The organism is Paraburkholderia sp. PGU19, assembly GCF_013426915.1.
Taxonomy (GTDB): domain Bacteria; phylum Pseudomonadota; class Gammaproteobacteria; order Burkholderiales; family Burkholderiaceae; genus Paraburkholderia.
This window is the reverse complement of the sequence record NZ_AP023183.1, coordinates 553358-567252: the sequence shown is the minus strand read 5'-3', so window position 1 is coordinate 567252 and position 13895 is coordinate 553358. Positions and strand designations below refer to the sequence as shown.

Annotated in this window: 10 protein-coding genes and 2 pseudogenes; 8 read left to right on the top strand and 4 right to left on the bottom strand. The window is 61.4% G+C overall.

Features of this window, described 5'->3' with window-relative positions:
- Positions 1 to 46: 46 nt before the first annotated feature.
- Entirely contained in the window at positions 47 to 277 is a 231-nt protein-coding gene (locus H1204_RS49600) for a type II toxin-antitoxin system ParD family antitoxin (protein WP_180736472.1), read from the bottom strand.
- 378 nt (positions 278 to 655) lie between these two features.
- On the opposite strand from H1204_RS49600, the gene H1204_RS49595 reads away from it, so the two are divergent.
- Positions 656 to 1849 (top strand): hypothetical protein, encoded by a 1194-nt coding sequence (locus H1204_RS49595; RefSeq protein ID WP_180736471.1) that lies wholly within the window; start codon positions 656 to 658, stop codon positions 1847 to 1849.
- Positions 1850 to 1962: 113 nt separating this feature from the next.
- Here the strand turns inward: H1204_RS49595 and H1204_RS49590 are convergent, their stop codons facing one another.
- A complete protein-coding gene (locus H1204_RS49590) occupies positions 1963 to 2442 on the bottom strand; it encodes a hypothetical protein (RefSeq protein ID WP_180736993.1) in 480 nt (159 codons plus the stop codon).
- Positions 2443 to 3384: 942 nt separating this feature from the next.
- Here H1204_RS49590 and H1204_RS52485 point away from each other — a divergent pair.
- Positions 3385 to 3571 (top strand): annotated as a pseudogene (locus H1204_RS52485) (hypothetical protein).
- A 52-nt stretch (positions 3572 to 3623) separates the two neighbouring features.
- On the opposite strand, the pseudogene H1204_RS49585 reads toward H1204_RS52485, so the two are convergent.
- Positions 3624 to 4229 (bottom strand): annotated as a pseudogene (locus tag H1204_RS49585) (cation transporter); the annotation flags it as partial.
- A gap of 30 nt (positions 4230 to 4259) precedes the next feature.
- Entirely contained in the window at positions 4260 to 5558 is a 1299-nt protein-coding gene (locus tag H1204_RS49580; protein ID WP_180736470.1) for an Nramp family divalent metal transporter, read from the bottom strand.
- Positions 5559 to 5844: 286 nt separating this feature from the next.
- Here H1204_RS49580 and H1204_RS49575 point away from each other — a divergent pair, with 286 nt between their 5' ends.
- From H1204_RS49575 to H1204_RS49550, 6 genes are all read left to right on the top strand, one after another.
- Positions 5845 to 8148: an FdhF/YdeP family oxidoreductase gene (locus H1204_RS49575; RefSeq protein WP_180736992.1), complete on the top strand. Its 2304-nt coding sequence runs from the start codon at positions 5845 to 5847 to the stop codon at positions 8146 to 8148.
- Positions 8149 to 8487: 339 nt separating this feature from the next.
- Positions 8488 to 9462 (top strand): cytochrome c oxidase subunit II, encoded by a 975-nt coding sequence (gene coxB, locus H1204_RS49570; RefSeq protein ID WP_243469231.1) that lies wholly within the window; start codon positions 8488 to 8490, stop codon positions 9460 to 9462.
- A 10-nt stretch (positions 9463 to 9472) separates the two neighbouring features.
- The gene (ctaD, locus tag H1204_RS49565; protein WP_180736469.1) at positions 9473 to 11470 is read left to right on the top strand and encodes a cytochrome c oxidase subunit I; all 1998 of its coding nucleotides are present in this window, start codon (positions 9473 to 9475) and stop codon (positions 11468 to 11470) included.
- Position 11471: 1 nt separating this feature from the next.
- Positions 11472 to 12092: a cytochrome c oxidase subunit 3 gene (locus tag H1204_RS49560; protein WP_180736468.1), complete on the top strand. Its 621-nt coding sequence runs from the start codon at positions 11472 to 11474 to the stop codon at positions 12090 to 12092.
- Positions 12089 to 12529 carry a hypothetical protein gene (locus H1204_RS49555; protein ID WP_180736467.1) on the top strand — a complete coding sequence of 147 codons (441 nt, stop codon included), beginning with the start codon at positions 12089 to 12091 and terminating at the stop codon, positions 12527 to 12529. Before H1204_RS49560 ends, H1204_RS49555 begins: the two co-directional genes overlap by 4 nt.
- Before the next feature lie 77 nt (positions 12530 to 12606).
- On the top strand, positions 12607 to 13887 hold the full coding sequence (locus H1204_RS49550) for a cytochrome c (protein WP_243469230.1): 1281 nt from the start codon (positions 12607 to 12609) through the stop codon (positions 13885 to 13887).
- Positions 13888 to 13895: the final 8 nt, after the last annotated feature.

Sequence of the window (13895 nt, the reverse complement as noted above, 5' to 3'; positions counted from 1 at the left end):
TGTGTGCTCTCGACGCCGTTGGAATCGGCACTGGAAGACATAACGGTTACTCGGATCTGGACCGGCGAGCGGAGCTCGTGCCGTTAATGGGTTTCCGGCCAGCCGACCCGGACGGTGCCGCTGGCGGACGGCGTTGCGCAATCTGTTCTTCGAGCGGGCGCAGCCCGGCACGGACCACCTCGCTGGCGGTGCGATAGCGGCCCGCAGCCAGTTCTGACTTCACGAACAGATCCAGATGCTCCGTCAGGGAGACGCTAATCGCATGTTTGCTGGGCATACGGTGTTCCTGTGCACGGTAGGGCCGTACTTTATCGTACCCTGCCCAAATACGATGTACCACCGGATGTGCCCTGGTTTTCGACAGGCGCGCCGCTGAGCAAGCGTCGCGCCTGCGCTCGCCGAAGTTCATCGTGCCTGCAACGAAAAAAGCGCTGAGTATTTCGACTCCTTCCTTTTAGTTACCATGGTCTACACGTGACGGTCGTACGCGCGCGCCTGCCGGCAACTCCGACTTCAGCGCGTGGATCGATCGCTCAAGGCAGGGACCCATGACAGAAACTGGCCTACCAACGCGCTCCTTTGCGGGCACATGTGTTGCATCCTCGGACCGTACGGCGGTGAAGGAAGGCCGCTCCAAAATGGTAGGGAGGCACATATGAGACAAACCGTGATAGGGGTGTACGACAGCTATGTCGATGCGTGTTCGGCGCAACGGGCACTCTGCGAGGCTGGCGTGGCTCAGGCGGATATTTCCCTCTACTCGGCGTCGGTCAGTGCGCCCGTCGAAAAAGGGCCGCGTGTTTATACACCGGGCAGTGGCGGATTGCGCCATCAGACGCCAGTATTTGATCAACTTGAGCAGTTATTCGCGCGGCTCTTCGAGAGTGGCGAGTACCCGCCGGAAGCAGAGGACTATAGGGAATTTATTCGCCGCGGTGGGACGATTGTCAGTGCGGACGTATCCGAAATGCAGGTCGATCTGGCTCGCAATGTCATGCGCCGCATGGGTGCAGCCGACATTGAAGAGCGGATGAATGCCTGGCGGAATGGGTCCGGCAAGGCAGATATCGCAATGCACTCGCTGCATCGCGGTAGCGCGACGGCGGCCGATCCCGCCGCGCAACTGCGATCGACAACCAGCGAAACGAGCGGCGCGGCGGGCGCCGAAGCCACACCCATGCTGCGGGAGGGAGGCAGTACAGCGGAGCGCAGCATGGCGTTCGCGACGGCAGCGAGTGAAGCGCCGGCCTCGCTGCGCGACACATCGTCAGCTCGTGTCGTGCCGCCGGCTACCGGCGATGTCCCGGGCACATGGAAAGATGAACCGGGAGACACTGCCTACCCGGCAACGGTCAGCGGGATGCAGCAGGTAACGACGCGCTCGCCGGAGCCGGAGACACTATCGTCAACGCAACAGACGCAGCGGCAGGTTTCGGCGGTACCCGATGTCGGGCTCGCCCGCACATCCTCGGATGTACCCGCGCAACTCAAAGGCGGCGTAACCCACCTGTCGGATAACACCACGAACGCGGTACACGCGGAACGGTCGTCCATGACAGGTCTGGTGGGCGATCCCATCATGGGCACTCCCTTAGAAGACCCCTATGACGATGAGTTCCGGAAAGACTTCGACGCTCACTACGCGGATACAGGCAGCTCCTATGACGAATATCGGCGCGCCTACACACATGGCGCCACGCTCGGACAGGACGAGCGATATCGCGAGCAGGACTGGCAACGGGTTGAGTCGAGCGCTCGCGAGGATTGGGAGTCGCGTTACCCTGAAAGCGGGTGGGAACGTTTCAAGGCTGCTGTACGGCATGGGTGGGAACGCGTCACGGGCCATTGACGCTGCTGGCTTCACATTGCGTTGATCGGTGATTCGGTCCACGGATCGCGTTCAAGGCATGTGGCGTAGGGGGCGAGCACTTTCGCCCGCCCCTGGAAGGGCGCTATTGCGCTTTATTGCTTCCTGGCAGCGTCGACCCATTGATCGGCGGCTTTCTTGTTTGCGTCGTTTTGCGCCTCGACTTTATCCTTGTCAGCCTTCGCCTGAGCAACGTTCGCATCGTTGGCTGCTTCGTGCTTTTTACGGTCCGCTTTGGCCTGCGCATCGTGCTTCTTTCTGTCGGCCTTGGCCTGCGCCCGCGCTGCATCTGCGCGAGCATCAGACGCTTCTCTTGGCGTCGTTGCCTTTTCCATCTTCGCCGCCTTCTTGTCGGCGTCGGCTTGCGCCGAAGCCTTGTCTTCGTTCGCGGACGCCTGAGCCTTGTCGGCGTCGCTCTGAGCTTCGGCCTTCTTCTTGTTCGCAGTAGCTTGCGCTTCGCTTTTTTCGCTGTTTGCCTTCAATTGCGCTTCGCCGGCCTCCGAAGGCGTCGCAGTTTGTGCGAACGCCGTGGAAACGAGCAATACGGATGCGAGAGCCGCGACAATCTTTTTCATGATCTTCCTCCCTTGGAATACACGGTTGTGGCCAGTGCTGTTCAGAAACATCCGCCGTTCTCGAGGCGTAGTGAGCCACAAGGTTTCTTATTTTTATTCGACGGTGCAAGCTGTTTTAAAGCAACCGACATGCCGCAATTAGAGAGTCCACATGAATAAACAAAAGATGAGAATATCCGTGAGAACAGATCGCAGAAGATCTCGCAAAAGAGGCTTAAATAGTTTCAAACAGTTTTTCGAGGGTCGAATCGATCAAGGCTGCGGGCACCCATGTCCGCCAGGAACCCCGAAGAGATATGTCGCCTTTTCCGGCGATACATGGCCGAGGGTGATCTCGAATTAGCGCTGTGCCCCGACGCTGTTTTCCTGAATCAATCGCGCGACGTCAGCAAGGGTCGGGAAGGATATGTTCAAACCAGCGATGGGAGCGACGCATGCGCATCCAGTTCATCAGTTCAATGTTCTTTCTACTGGTGGTTTGCGCTTCGAACACCATCGCGCAAGTTGATCAACGCTGTATGTCCGTTCAGACCGCCACGTGTAATTCCATGTTGACGCGATGCCAATGCGCCTCTGCTGGCCGGTCGAACGAGCCTGATAACCTCGCGGAGCAGCAGAGAAGATGTGCCCGGGATTGCCAGACGGCATACCAGAAGTGCCTAGCTGACGCGAGCCGAACGTGTTATCGATAGTAAAGACCAGTCCCGTACGGTGTCACGCAGCCGCCATCATGCGAAAGCCCACTTGCGCCGCATGAGCGGCAGGTCTTGCCCCGAAGATGTCAAATATGCGGGACGACCTGAATTGCCGCGTCCCGGACCTCCTTTTACTATCAACTCCCACCGCAGCAGCCAGACGCGCTACCGGCCGTACGTCGCCAAAAGCGGACGCATTAACCGGCGCGATCTGTATCGTACCCAGTCGATCTATCAGGAGGCAGGCATGCTTAGCGCTCACGAATTTGCGACCTTGATGCTGGTCAAGGACTCCGCCGACCAGATTGCCGACCGGACGGAACTCGACCCGATCGTCAACTGGTCGCAATGGAGCGGCTGGCGGGAGGGGGCGTGCTGCCTCGCGTGACCCAGGAAGGGGTTCCCTGCTTCGTACTCTTTCACGTATGCACTGACAGGTCGATCCATATGAAGGACCGCCCGGATTCGGCAGTCAGTAGCCATCAGAACAATTCCCACCCCGATACCGCCGATCGCATCGAATAGCGGATTACCGCTGAGCATCGATGCCACTACGGCGATGAGCGAAACAACTACTCCGACTACCGACGCGAAATCTTCACCAACGGCGAGCATCACTGCGGGCCGACCGCTTTCGCGAAACCAGTGCCGAAGGCCGTGCGCGCGGTGACGCGGCTCGATCGTGCGAATCGTCGCGCGTAGCGCAAGGCCTTCAATCACACCTGAAGCACACAAGACACTGACTGCGAGATATGGACTATCGAGTAGCGACGGACGAAGCGCGCGAACGATTCCGACGGCGACCGAAGCAAGGCCGCCAACAACAAAAAGCTGCATCGCGACGAGCATACCGTAGACGTATTGTTCGCGGCCAAAGCCAAACGGATGTTGTTCATCGGGCTTTATGCGCGCGCGGCGATTGCCGTAAAGCATGATCAGCTGGTTGAGGCAGTCGGCACTCGAATGAATCGCTTCAGCCAGAGGCAGCAACGCGACCACGTATTTGCAGGCGGCCACCGCGATGTTGGACGCGAGCGCATAGTAGATCGCGCGAGGCGTCGCGGAGGCACTACGTTTTCGGCGGACTTTCATTGTGCTGCCATCATGGCTCTGCCCTTTGCCTCAGGTCGGCCAGAACATGCCGATCGCCGCCAGGCCCATGACGCCCGTTGCCAGCCATCCAATCCACAGCAACACACCCTTCAGGGCAAACTTCCCCATCACGTTCCGGCTGCCTGCCATCAGCATCACGAGCGCCATGATCGGCACGGCCGCGATCCCGTTGATGACGGCGCTCCAGTACAAGGCCTTGATGGGATCGAGATGCGCGAATGTGAGCGCAACGCCACCAAGAAGTGCGATTGCAACGACTGCGTAAAACGGTTTCGCCAGGTTGACCTGCAAGGCAAGGCTATTGCGCCATTTCATCGCGCCCGCCGCCGCGTAGGCTGCCGACCCTGCGAGAACAGGCAAGGCGAGTAGCCCTGTTCCGACAATTCCAAGACTGAAGAGGGCAAACGCCATTTCTCCGGCGATCGGTTTAAGCGCGCTAGCTGCGTCGGCTGTCGTTTTCACCTCGACATGGTGGGCATGCAGCGTCGCAGCAGCGGATAGCATGATGAAGAACGCAACGGCATTGGACAGCGCCATACCAACCCACGTATCGATGTTGATCCGCTTGAGCTGGACGCTCGCCTGCAGCGGCGCGCGTAATAGCGGTTGCTGGGAAGGGTGTGAACGGATCTCCTCGACTTCCTGAGACGCCTGCCAGAAGAACAGATACGGGCTGATCGTCGTACCCAGCACTGCGACGACTGTCGTCAGGTAGTCGCCTGAGAAGCTGACGGGTGGCCTGACGATGCTCACTCCTACCGCCTTCCAGTCGATCGGGATGACAAACGCCATGGCCACGTACGCGAACAGCGCAAGTGTCAGCCACTTCAGGAAGCGTGCGTAGCGCTCATAGGTAACGAAGACCTGCAACAGGAGAGAGGCAGTGCCCAGAAGCACGACGTAAAGCTGGACAGGTCCACCGAGCACGAGCTTTGCAGCAGCCCCCATGGCTGCCAGATCGGCGGCGATATTGATCGTGTTGGCGACGAGCAGCACCAATACGGCGGCATAGAGAATGGGCGCCGGATAGTGACGGCGGAGATTTGTCGCCAGTCCACGGCCAGTGACACGCCCCAGCCGTGCGCTGACGGACTGGATCGCGACCATGAGCGGGTAGGTGAGTAGCATTGTCCACAGCAGACCGAATCCGAACTGCGCGCCCGCCTGGGTGTAGGTTGCGATTCCGCTGGGGTCATCGTCCGCCGCGCCGGTAATCAATCCGGGACCGAGGCGCTTCAACCATGAGCGCTCCGCTTCATCTTCGACAACAAGCTCCGGCTCGGCCTGTCCGTTTTCATATGTTTTCATGGTCACCGCCATTCGTCGCACCGGAAGGGCTCGAACGTCGGCCCGTGATCGCTGGCAGCAGTTTCCGTGCCGCAACTATGGCCTTCGTCCAGCCATCGTTACGTTCATCGAAATGTCTGTGTCCTTCAGGCGCTTTCTCGATTGGCAATCTGGCTAGCGACGCAGCCCACTGCGGCTATCACACGGACACCCGCGGACATATGTGACCTGGTCGCGCGTCGCGCCGATTGTGGCTAACGGCACGGCGGATGCTCGCATCGTCTCCACGAAATTCATGGAGCGCATGATGAGCACCGTCCATAAGAAGTCAGATGCGTATCAGCACGCAAGCGGAGGTTGGGGTTCCGTCAAGGCTGTGGCAAGCGCCCTTGTGCACGAGCGTGCGCCCGTCACGACGAGCCGCGTGCTCGTTCATCAGAACAAGCCCGACGGCTTCATGTGCGTCGGCTGTTCGTGGGCCAAACCGGCTTATCCGCATCCGTTCGAGTTCTGCGAAAGCGGCGCGAAGGCGACCGCATGGGATACGACTTCGCGCCGTGTCGATCCGGAATTTTTTGCCTCGCATACCGTGAGCGAACTCGAAGCGTGGCATGACCACGATCTCGAAGAAGCGGGGCGACTTTGTGCGCCGATGCGCTGGGATCCCGCCACGGACAGATACATCGAAACCACCTGGGAACATGCGTTCGGTGAGATCGGACGCGAGTTGCGGGCGCTCGATCCCGATTCCGTCGTGTTCTATACGTCGGGGCGTGCGTCGCTCGAAACCTCCTACATGTACCAGCTTCTCGCGCGCATGTACGGCACCAACAATCTGCCCGACAGTTCGAACATGTGCCACGAGAGCACGAGTGTCGGCCTGAAAGAGGCGATTGGCGTTGGCGTCGGGACCATCACGCTCGACGATTTCACCCACACCGATCTGATGTTCTTCTTTGGCCAGAACGTCGGCACCAACAGTCCGCGCATGCTGCACGACCTGCAGGCGGCGCGCGAGCGCGGTGTGCCGATCATCACGTTCAATCCGATACGCGAGCCGGGACTGGTCAGCTTCGTGAATCCCCAATCGCCGTTGCAGATGCTCACACCGGGCGCTACGCAGATCAGTACGCAATACCACCAGGTGAAGGCGGGCGGTGACTCCGCCGCGATTGCGGGCATCTGCAAGGCGGTGATCGAAGCGGACGACCGGGCGCAGTCGGAAGGCGGCGCGCGCATCATCGATGTGGCCTTCATCGCGGAGCACACGACAGGCTTCGACGCATTTGACGCGTATGTCCGCAACATCGGCTGGGAGGAACTCGAACAGGCGTGCGGCCTGCCGCGGCAGGCGCTGATGGCGGCCGCGGACGAGTACATGCGGGCCAAGGCCGTGATCGCACACTTCGGTATGGGGCTCACGCAACATCGGATGGGCGTGCAGAACGTGCGGATGATCGTGAATCTTCTGCTTCTGCGCGGCAACATTGGCAAGCCCGGCGCGGGTCCATCGCCGATACGCGGCCATTCGAACGTGCAAGGGCAGCGCACGGTCGGTATCACGGAAAAGCCGTCGCTTGCGCCGCTCGACAAGCTTGCCGGGCAATACAACTTCGAACCACCGCGTCATGAAGGCATGGCGACTGTCGATGCGTGCAAGGGGGTGATGGACGGGCGCGTGCGGGCGGTAATGCAGCTTGGCGGCAACCTCGTCAGGTCGGTTCCGGACCGTTACGCGATCGAGCCGGCGTGGCGCAAACTAGGCCTGACCGTGCACGTCGCGACCAAGCTCAACCGAAGTCATCTCGTGCATGGCGAAGTGTCCTATCTGCTGCCGTGCCTCAGCCGCATCGAGGTCGACAGGCGGCTCGGCAAGCCGCAGGCGGTTTCGATGGAGGACAGCACTGGCTGCATGCATGGTTCGCGCGGTGTCGCGTTGCCGGCAAGCGACCGTCTGCTGTCTGAACAGGCCATCGTGGCGGGCATCGCGATGGCGACGCTCGATCAGTCATCGGTCGACTGGGAAGCATGGAGCAACGACTATGCGCTGATCCGCGATGCGATTGCTCAAACCTATCCCGACATCTTTCACGACTTCAACGCGCGGCTTTGGACGCCTGGCGGCTTTCACCGCCCACTGCCGGCGCGCGAACGGAAATGGCAAACGAAGAGCGGCAAGGCAGAGTTTCTTGTACCCGGGACGTTGAACGAAGACCCCGACATGCCGGAGCGCGGCGCCACCGATTTACGTCTGTTCACGCTGCGCAGCGACAGTCAGTTCAACACGACGATCTATCGGCTCGACGACCGTTTTCGCGGCATCAGCGGCACGCGGATGGTCGTGTTGATGAATCCCGCGGACATCGCTCGTCAAGGGCTCGAAGCAGGCATGTCGATATCCCTCGAAGCGGTCTCGCCGGATGGAATGAAGCGTCAGGTGGATGGCTTCAGGGTAGTGAGTTTCGATCTGCCTGAGGGGTGTATCGCGGGTTATTTCCCTGAGTGCAACCCGCTGATTCCCCTCTCGCATCATGCGAAAGAGAGCAAAGTGCCGGCCGCCAAGTCTATTCCCGTGCGAATCGTGCGTGAACCGGAGTTGGAAGAAATTTGAGTGAGCCGCGACGCCGAGGGGCTCGAGAGGTTTTTGTTTTACGCGCGATGTGTAAATACAGCACATCGTGACGTAAATCGTACGGCGGTCGCGCGATCCTATTGCCAGGTATTCATATTCGAATTACCGCCGTCCATGCCTTGTTCCTTACGACGACCCTTCAGTGCGCGTCCGCCGGGCGTGCCCGTTTTTTGCTAAACCAGGTCGGGCGAGTCGTCTCGTGAACAGACAGGCATCGAAATGGCGGAACGCAAGCGGATGCATCGGAAGCCGGAAGAAGTGGACCGCAACGGTAAAGAGGTGAGGGCCGGCGTTTCGATCGCCGCTTCCGTCGGGTCGATGGCTGTGCAACGCAACGCACTCGGAGCGCCCCTCGATTACTTTCTTCACGCTTATGGCCCAGCCGCCGAACCGTCGATGCATCTCGGCTGGGCGCTCGCGACGCTGTCGATGTCCGTGATCGCGATCATCGCGTTATTGCTCGCGATCGCGATTGCACGACGGCGCCTTGCGCAAACCGACGATCATCTCGCGCAAGGCGAAGCGGTCGCGCTGCGCTGGGTTTATGCCGGCACTGCCATTTCCTCGGTCCTTCTGGTGGCGGCGCTCGTCTACACGCTCGTCACCCTCGATTCCGTGGCGGCGCCGCCGCGCGCGCCGGCACTGACGCTCACCGTGACGGCTTACGACTGGTGGTGGAAAGTGGAATATGGCGGCACGGACGGCGGTCCGCCATTTGTCACCGCGAACGAGATTCACATTCCTGTCGGTCAGCCGGTGAAGATCGTGCTGAAAAGCGCCGACGTCATCCACGCGTTCTGGGTGCCGCTACTCGCGGGCAAGACGCAAACGATTCCCGGCCAGATCAACGAGCAATGGATTCAGGCCGACGCGCCGGGCGTCTATCGCGGGCAGTGTTCGCAGTTTTGCGGCGCACAGCACGCGCATATGGCGTTCGAGGTCGTCGCACAGGACCGCGCGGCCTTCGATGCCTGGCGCAGCGCGCAGGCACTGCCCGCGACGCCCGTTGCCTCCGACGCAATGGCATCGCGCGGACAGCAACTCTTTCATGAGCGTTGCGCCGGTTGTCATGCGATACGCGGCTCCGACGCGAACGGCGCACAAGCGCCCGATCTCACGCATCTGAACGCGCGCAGGCTGATCGCGGCGGGCGCATTGACCAACACTCCTGGAAATCGGCTCGACTGGATCCGCCACGCGCAACGGATCAAACCTGATTCGCTGATGCCCAGCATCATGCTGACATCGGCGGAAGCGGCTGCGTTGTCCGCGTATCTCGCGACCTTGCACTGACAGGACACGCATGGCCGACACGACCTCCTCTTCGACTGTGATCCCGCCGCTCGAGCGCACCTTGCAACGCGGGGCGGTGGCGCGCGGCAGTGCCGCCGAGCAGCGACTGCGCGAACTGTGGGAAACGCCGCCGGGCTGGCGCGGCTGGCTGTCCACCGTCGATCACAAGCGCATCGGCATCCGTTATCTCGTCACGGCGTTCATATTCCTGATCGCAGGCGGCGTCGAGGCTCTCATCATGCGCGTGCAACTCGCGCTGCCGAATAACACCGTGCTCACGCCGGAGCAATACAACCAGCTCTTCACGATGCACGGCGTGACGATGATCTTTCTGTACGCGCTGCCCGTGCTATCTGGCTTCTCGAACTATTTGTGGCCGCTGATACTCGGCGCGCGCGATATGGCATTTCCGCGCCTCAATGCGTTCTCGTACTGGATCTTTCTGTTCGCTGCCGTCTTTCTGTATGCAAGCTTTCCGCTCGGGCAGGCGCCCAACGCAGGATGGTTCAACTATGTTCCGCTGTCGGGCCTCGCCTACGACACCGGGCCGAACATCGATGTATACGCGCTCGGCATGGTGCTGCTCGGCATCTCGACAACAGTGGCCTCCGTGAACTTCGTCGTGACCTTGCTGCGCATGCGCGCGCCAGGCATGTCGCTCGATCGCATTCCCGTGCTGGTGTGGGGCACGATGACGGCATCATGCGGCAATCTCGTCGCGGTGCCATCGGTAAGCCTCGCATTCCTGATGCTGTGGATGGACCGCCGCATCGGCACGCACTTCTTCGACGTGCTGAACGGCGGACGCGCGCTGCTGTGGCAACACCTCTTCTGGATTTTCGCGCACCCATGGGTGTATGTCGTCGTGCTTCCCGCGATGGGCATCGTCTCCGATGCATTGCCCGTATTCTGTCGCCGGCCGCTGGTGGGTTACGGCCCCGTTGCGCTGTCGACAATCGCAACGATGCTGATCGGTTTCGTGGTGTGGATTCACCATATGTTCGCCACGGGCATTCCGGCGCTCGCGCTATCGCTGTTCGGCGCGGCGAGCATGGCGATCTCGATACCGAGCGCAATCGCGACGTTCGCATGGATTGCGACGATCTGGACCGGACGTCCCGTGTTCCGCGTGCCGTTCTATTACTTCGCTGGCTTCGTGCTGCTATTCGTGATCGGCGGTGTTTCGGGCGTGATGACGGCGGCCGTGCCGTTCGACTGGCAACTCACGGACACCTACTTCGTCGTCGCGCATCTGCATTACGTGCTGCTCGGCATCAACGTGTTTCCGGTGATAGGCGGCGTGTACTTCTGGTTTCCGAAATTCACGGGACGCATGATGAGCGAGCGCGTGGGCAAGCTCGCATTCTGGATCATGTTCGTTGGCTTCAATGTCGCGTTCTTTCCGATGCATATCGCCGGGCTGCTGGGAATGCCGCGCCGCATTTACACCTACGCGCCGGATATGGGCTGGAGCACAGTGAACCTGGTGACGTCGGTGGGGTCGTTCGTGCTCGCGCTCGGCATCCTGATGTTCCTGTGCGATCTGGTAGTCAGCTTGCGGCGCGGCGTTCCAGCGGGCGACAACCCCTGGGATGCCGGGACGCTCGAATGGTCGGCTTCCTCACCGCCGCCGCCGTATAACTTCGCTGTCGCACCGACTGTCGCGAGTCGGCATCCGCTGTGGGAGGGACGAATCGAAGAGGAGGATCAGAACGGCATGCGTTCGTCGCTCGCAGAGGGCTTCATTCTCGATCAGGGCCGGGAAGCGCTCGGTACGACGGCGCTCGAAGCACGGCCCGATGTGATCCTGAAGATGCCGGAAGATTCATATACGCCTTTCATCCTGAGCGTCTTTGCGACGCTGTTTTTCGCGGCCCTTGCGCTGCTCGCATGGTGGTTCGCTGCCGCAATGCTGCTGGGCTGCGCGGCGTCGCTCGTCATGTGGCTGTGGCCGGAGCGCAGTCTGATCCAGCGCGAGCCACGGCGCGTGCGCGATGCAGGGAGCTGACATGAGCGACGCGTTGCGCGACGACTACGAACGTCCGACGCGCCTGCCCGTCGGCAGCGCGGGTGAGCGCTCGGGCGGCTGGTTCGGATGCCTCGCGCTGATCGTCACGGAGGGCTCGCTGTTCGGCTATCTGATCTTCTCGTATCTATATCTCGCGTCGCAAAGCGGCCGCATGTGGCCGCCCGAAGGTCTGCCGAAGCTCGGGCTTGGCCTCGCGAACACGGCGATCCTGCTATCGAGCAGCGTATTCGTATGGCTGTGCGAACGCTGCGTGAAGCGGCGTCTCCATTGGGCGGTGGCGTCGATGAGTACGGCGCTGCTGCTCGGGGTGATCTTCGTCGGCATCCAGTTCCAGGAGTGGCGCAATCATCCTTATGGTTTGACGACGCACCTGTACGGCTCGTTGTACTTCACGATCACCGGCTTTCACCTTGCGCACGTCGCGGTCGGACTCGTCGTGCTAGCGTTGCTGCTGCTCTGGACGGCGCTCGGTTATTTCGACGACAAGCGCTGTCTCGCGCTGACGATCGGCGGCCTGTACTGGCATTTCGTCGATCTCGTATGGCTCTTCATATTCACGACGCTCTATCTGTCGCCATATGTGCTGAGGGCGCGGACATGATCGAGCGTACGAACGGCGACAGTACCCTGCGTCAGGACGCTACGCGCCTTCATTCGTGGCGTCTGCTGGCCGGTACGCTGGCGACGCCGCTCGCATGGTTCGCGCAGATGTTCATCGGCGAAGTGCTGACGGCGCAGGCCTGTCCGATGTCTACGCCGGATCGTCCAGCCGCGCCGCCCGCGTGGATGATGCCCGCGTTGATGGTGTTGAGCGTGGCGTGCTTCGCGCTGGGCGTGGCGGGTGTCGTGGTCGCATGGCGCACAGTGATCTTCACTCGCGCGAGGCGGAGAGATGCACTCGATGTGCGCGCGCGCCGGATCACGGAACTCGAATGGTTTCTCGCACGCGTCAGTGCTTTGTCGAGCGCGATGTTCATGTTCGGGCTGGTCACGACCGATCTCGCAGTGCTGGTCGTGTCACCGTGCGGGCGCTGGTGACGGCGATGAAGACGACTTTCGTTTTCGTCGTCGGTGTCGCGGCCATCGCGGTAGCCGCGTGGATGACAACGGGCACAATGCAGCGCGTCGGCGCGCAAACGTCTGCCGCGCGCGTCGATACCCGCGACGCGAAGCTGATCGCGAAGGGCGAATACCTCGCGAAGGCGGCCGATTGCGGAGGCTGTCACACGGCGCCGCCGGGCGGTCCGTCTGGCAAGGAGCCGCCGCATCCCACCGCGCCGTTCGCGGGCGGCCTCGCGATGGGTTCGCCGTTCGGCACGATCTGGTCGTCGAACATCACGCCGGATCCCGTCGCCGGAATAGGGCGCTACAGCTACGACGATTTCGAGCGCGCGGTGCGCGAGGGCATCGCGCCCGGCAACAGGCGGCTTTATCCGGCGATGCCGTTTCCGTCGTTCGCGAAGATCAACGACGACGATATGCTCGCGCTCTACGCGTATTTCATGCACGGCGTCGCGCCCGTGTCGAAACCTGCGCCGCGCACCGCCTTGCCATTTCCGTTCAACCAGCGCTGGGCGCTGATGTTCTGGAGCGTCGCGTTTGCGCCCGACGACGAATTCGTGCCGCAATCGACACGCAGCGTGCAATGGAACCGTGGTGCCTATCTCGTCCAGTCGCTCGGACACTGTGGCGCCTGTCATACGCCGCGCGGACCGGCTTACGAAGAGCGCGGCTACGACGAGCAATCGCGGCGCTATCTGACGGGCGGCACGAGCGACCACTGGTTCGCCCCGAATCTGACGGGCGACGCGGGCTCGGGGCTCGGCCGCATTTCCAATGACGAACTCGTGTCCTTCCTGAAGCACGGGCATGGCGGCGGACTCGCCACGTTCGGCAGCATGGTTCAGGTCGTCGAGGACAGCACGCAATATCTGACCGACGACGATTTGCGCGCGATCGCCGGTTATCTAAAGAGCTTGTCAGCGCGCGAATCTTCCGGGCATTTCGACGATCGGTCGCATGCGGCGCTGCGCAGCGTGCGCGCGCTGAATACGGGCGAGGTCGAGTTGCCCGGCGCGGGCATCTATCAGGGCTTTTGCGCCCGCTGTCACAAACCGGATGGAATGGGCGAAGCGCTTAGATATCCGCGGCTCGCGGGCAATCCTGCCGTGTTGAGCGCACAGGTTGATTCGCTCGTGCGTCTGTTGATCGAGGGTGGCGAGGCACCGCATACGCAGAGCGGACCTGAACCAAAGAAAATGCCTCCGTTTGCGGGCAAGCTGACCGATACGGAAATGGCGCGCGTCCTGACCTTCGTACGCAATGCGTGGGGCAACGATGCGCCGCCCGTGACGAGCCGGGACGTCGAGCGCATCAGGCAGAGTTTGGGGAAGTAGGTCACATC

Excerpts from the sequence above, each read along its gene's own strand:
- H1204_RS49600 (WP_180736472.1), bottom strand. The coding sequence starts at position 277 with ATGCCCAGCAAACATGCGATTAGCGTCTCCCTGACGGAGCATCTGGAT.
- H1204_RS49595 (WP_180736471.1), top strand. The coding sequence starts at position 656 with ATGAGACAAACCGTGATAGGGGTGTACGACAGCTATGTCGATGCGTGT.
- H1204_RS49590 (WP_180736993.1), bottom strand. The coding sequence starts at position 2,442 with ATGAAAAAGATTGTCGCGGCTCTCGCATCCGTATTGCTCGTTTCCACG.
- H1204_RS49580 (WP_180736470.1), bottom strand. The coding sequence starts at position 5,558 with ATGAAAACATATGAAAACGGACAGGCCGAGCCGGAGCTTGTTGTCGAA.
- H1204_RS49575 (WP_180736992.1), top strand. The coding sequence starts at position 5,845 with ATGAGCACCGTCCATAAGAAGTCAGATGCGTATCAGCACGCAAGCGGA.
- coxB (WP_243469231.1), top strand. The coding sequence starts at position 8,488 with ATGGCTGTGCAACGCAACGCACTCGGAGCGCCCCTCGATTACTTTCTT.
- ctaD (WP_180736469.1), top strand. The coding sequence starts at position 9,473 with ATGGCCGACACGACCTCCTCTTCGACTGTGATCCCGCCGCTCGAGCGC.
- H1204_RS49560 (WP_180736468.1), top strand. The coding sequence starts at position 11,472 with ATGAGCGACGCGTTGCGCGACGACTACGAACGTCCGACGCGCCTGCCC.
- H1204_RS49555 (WP_180736467.1), top strand. The coding sequence starts at position 12,089 with ATGATCGAGCGTACGAACGGCGACAGTACCCTGCGTCAGGACGCTACG.
- H1204_RS49550 (WP_243469230.1), top strand. The coding sequence starts at position 12,607 with ATGCAGCGCGTCGGCGCGCAAACGTCTGCCGCGCGCGTCGATACCCGC.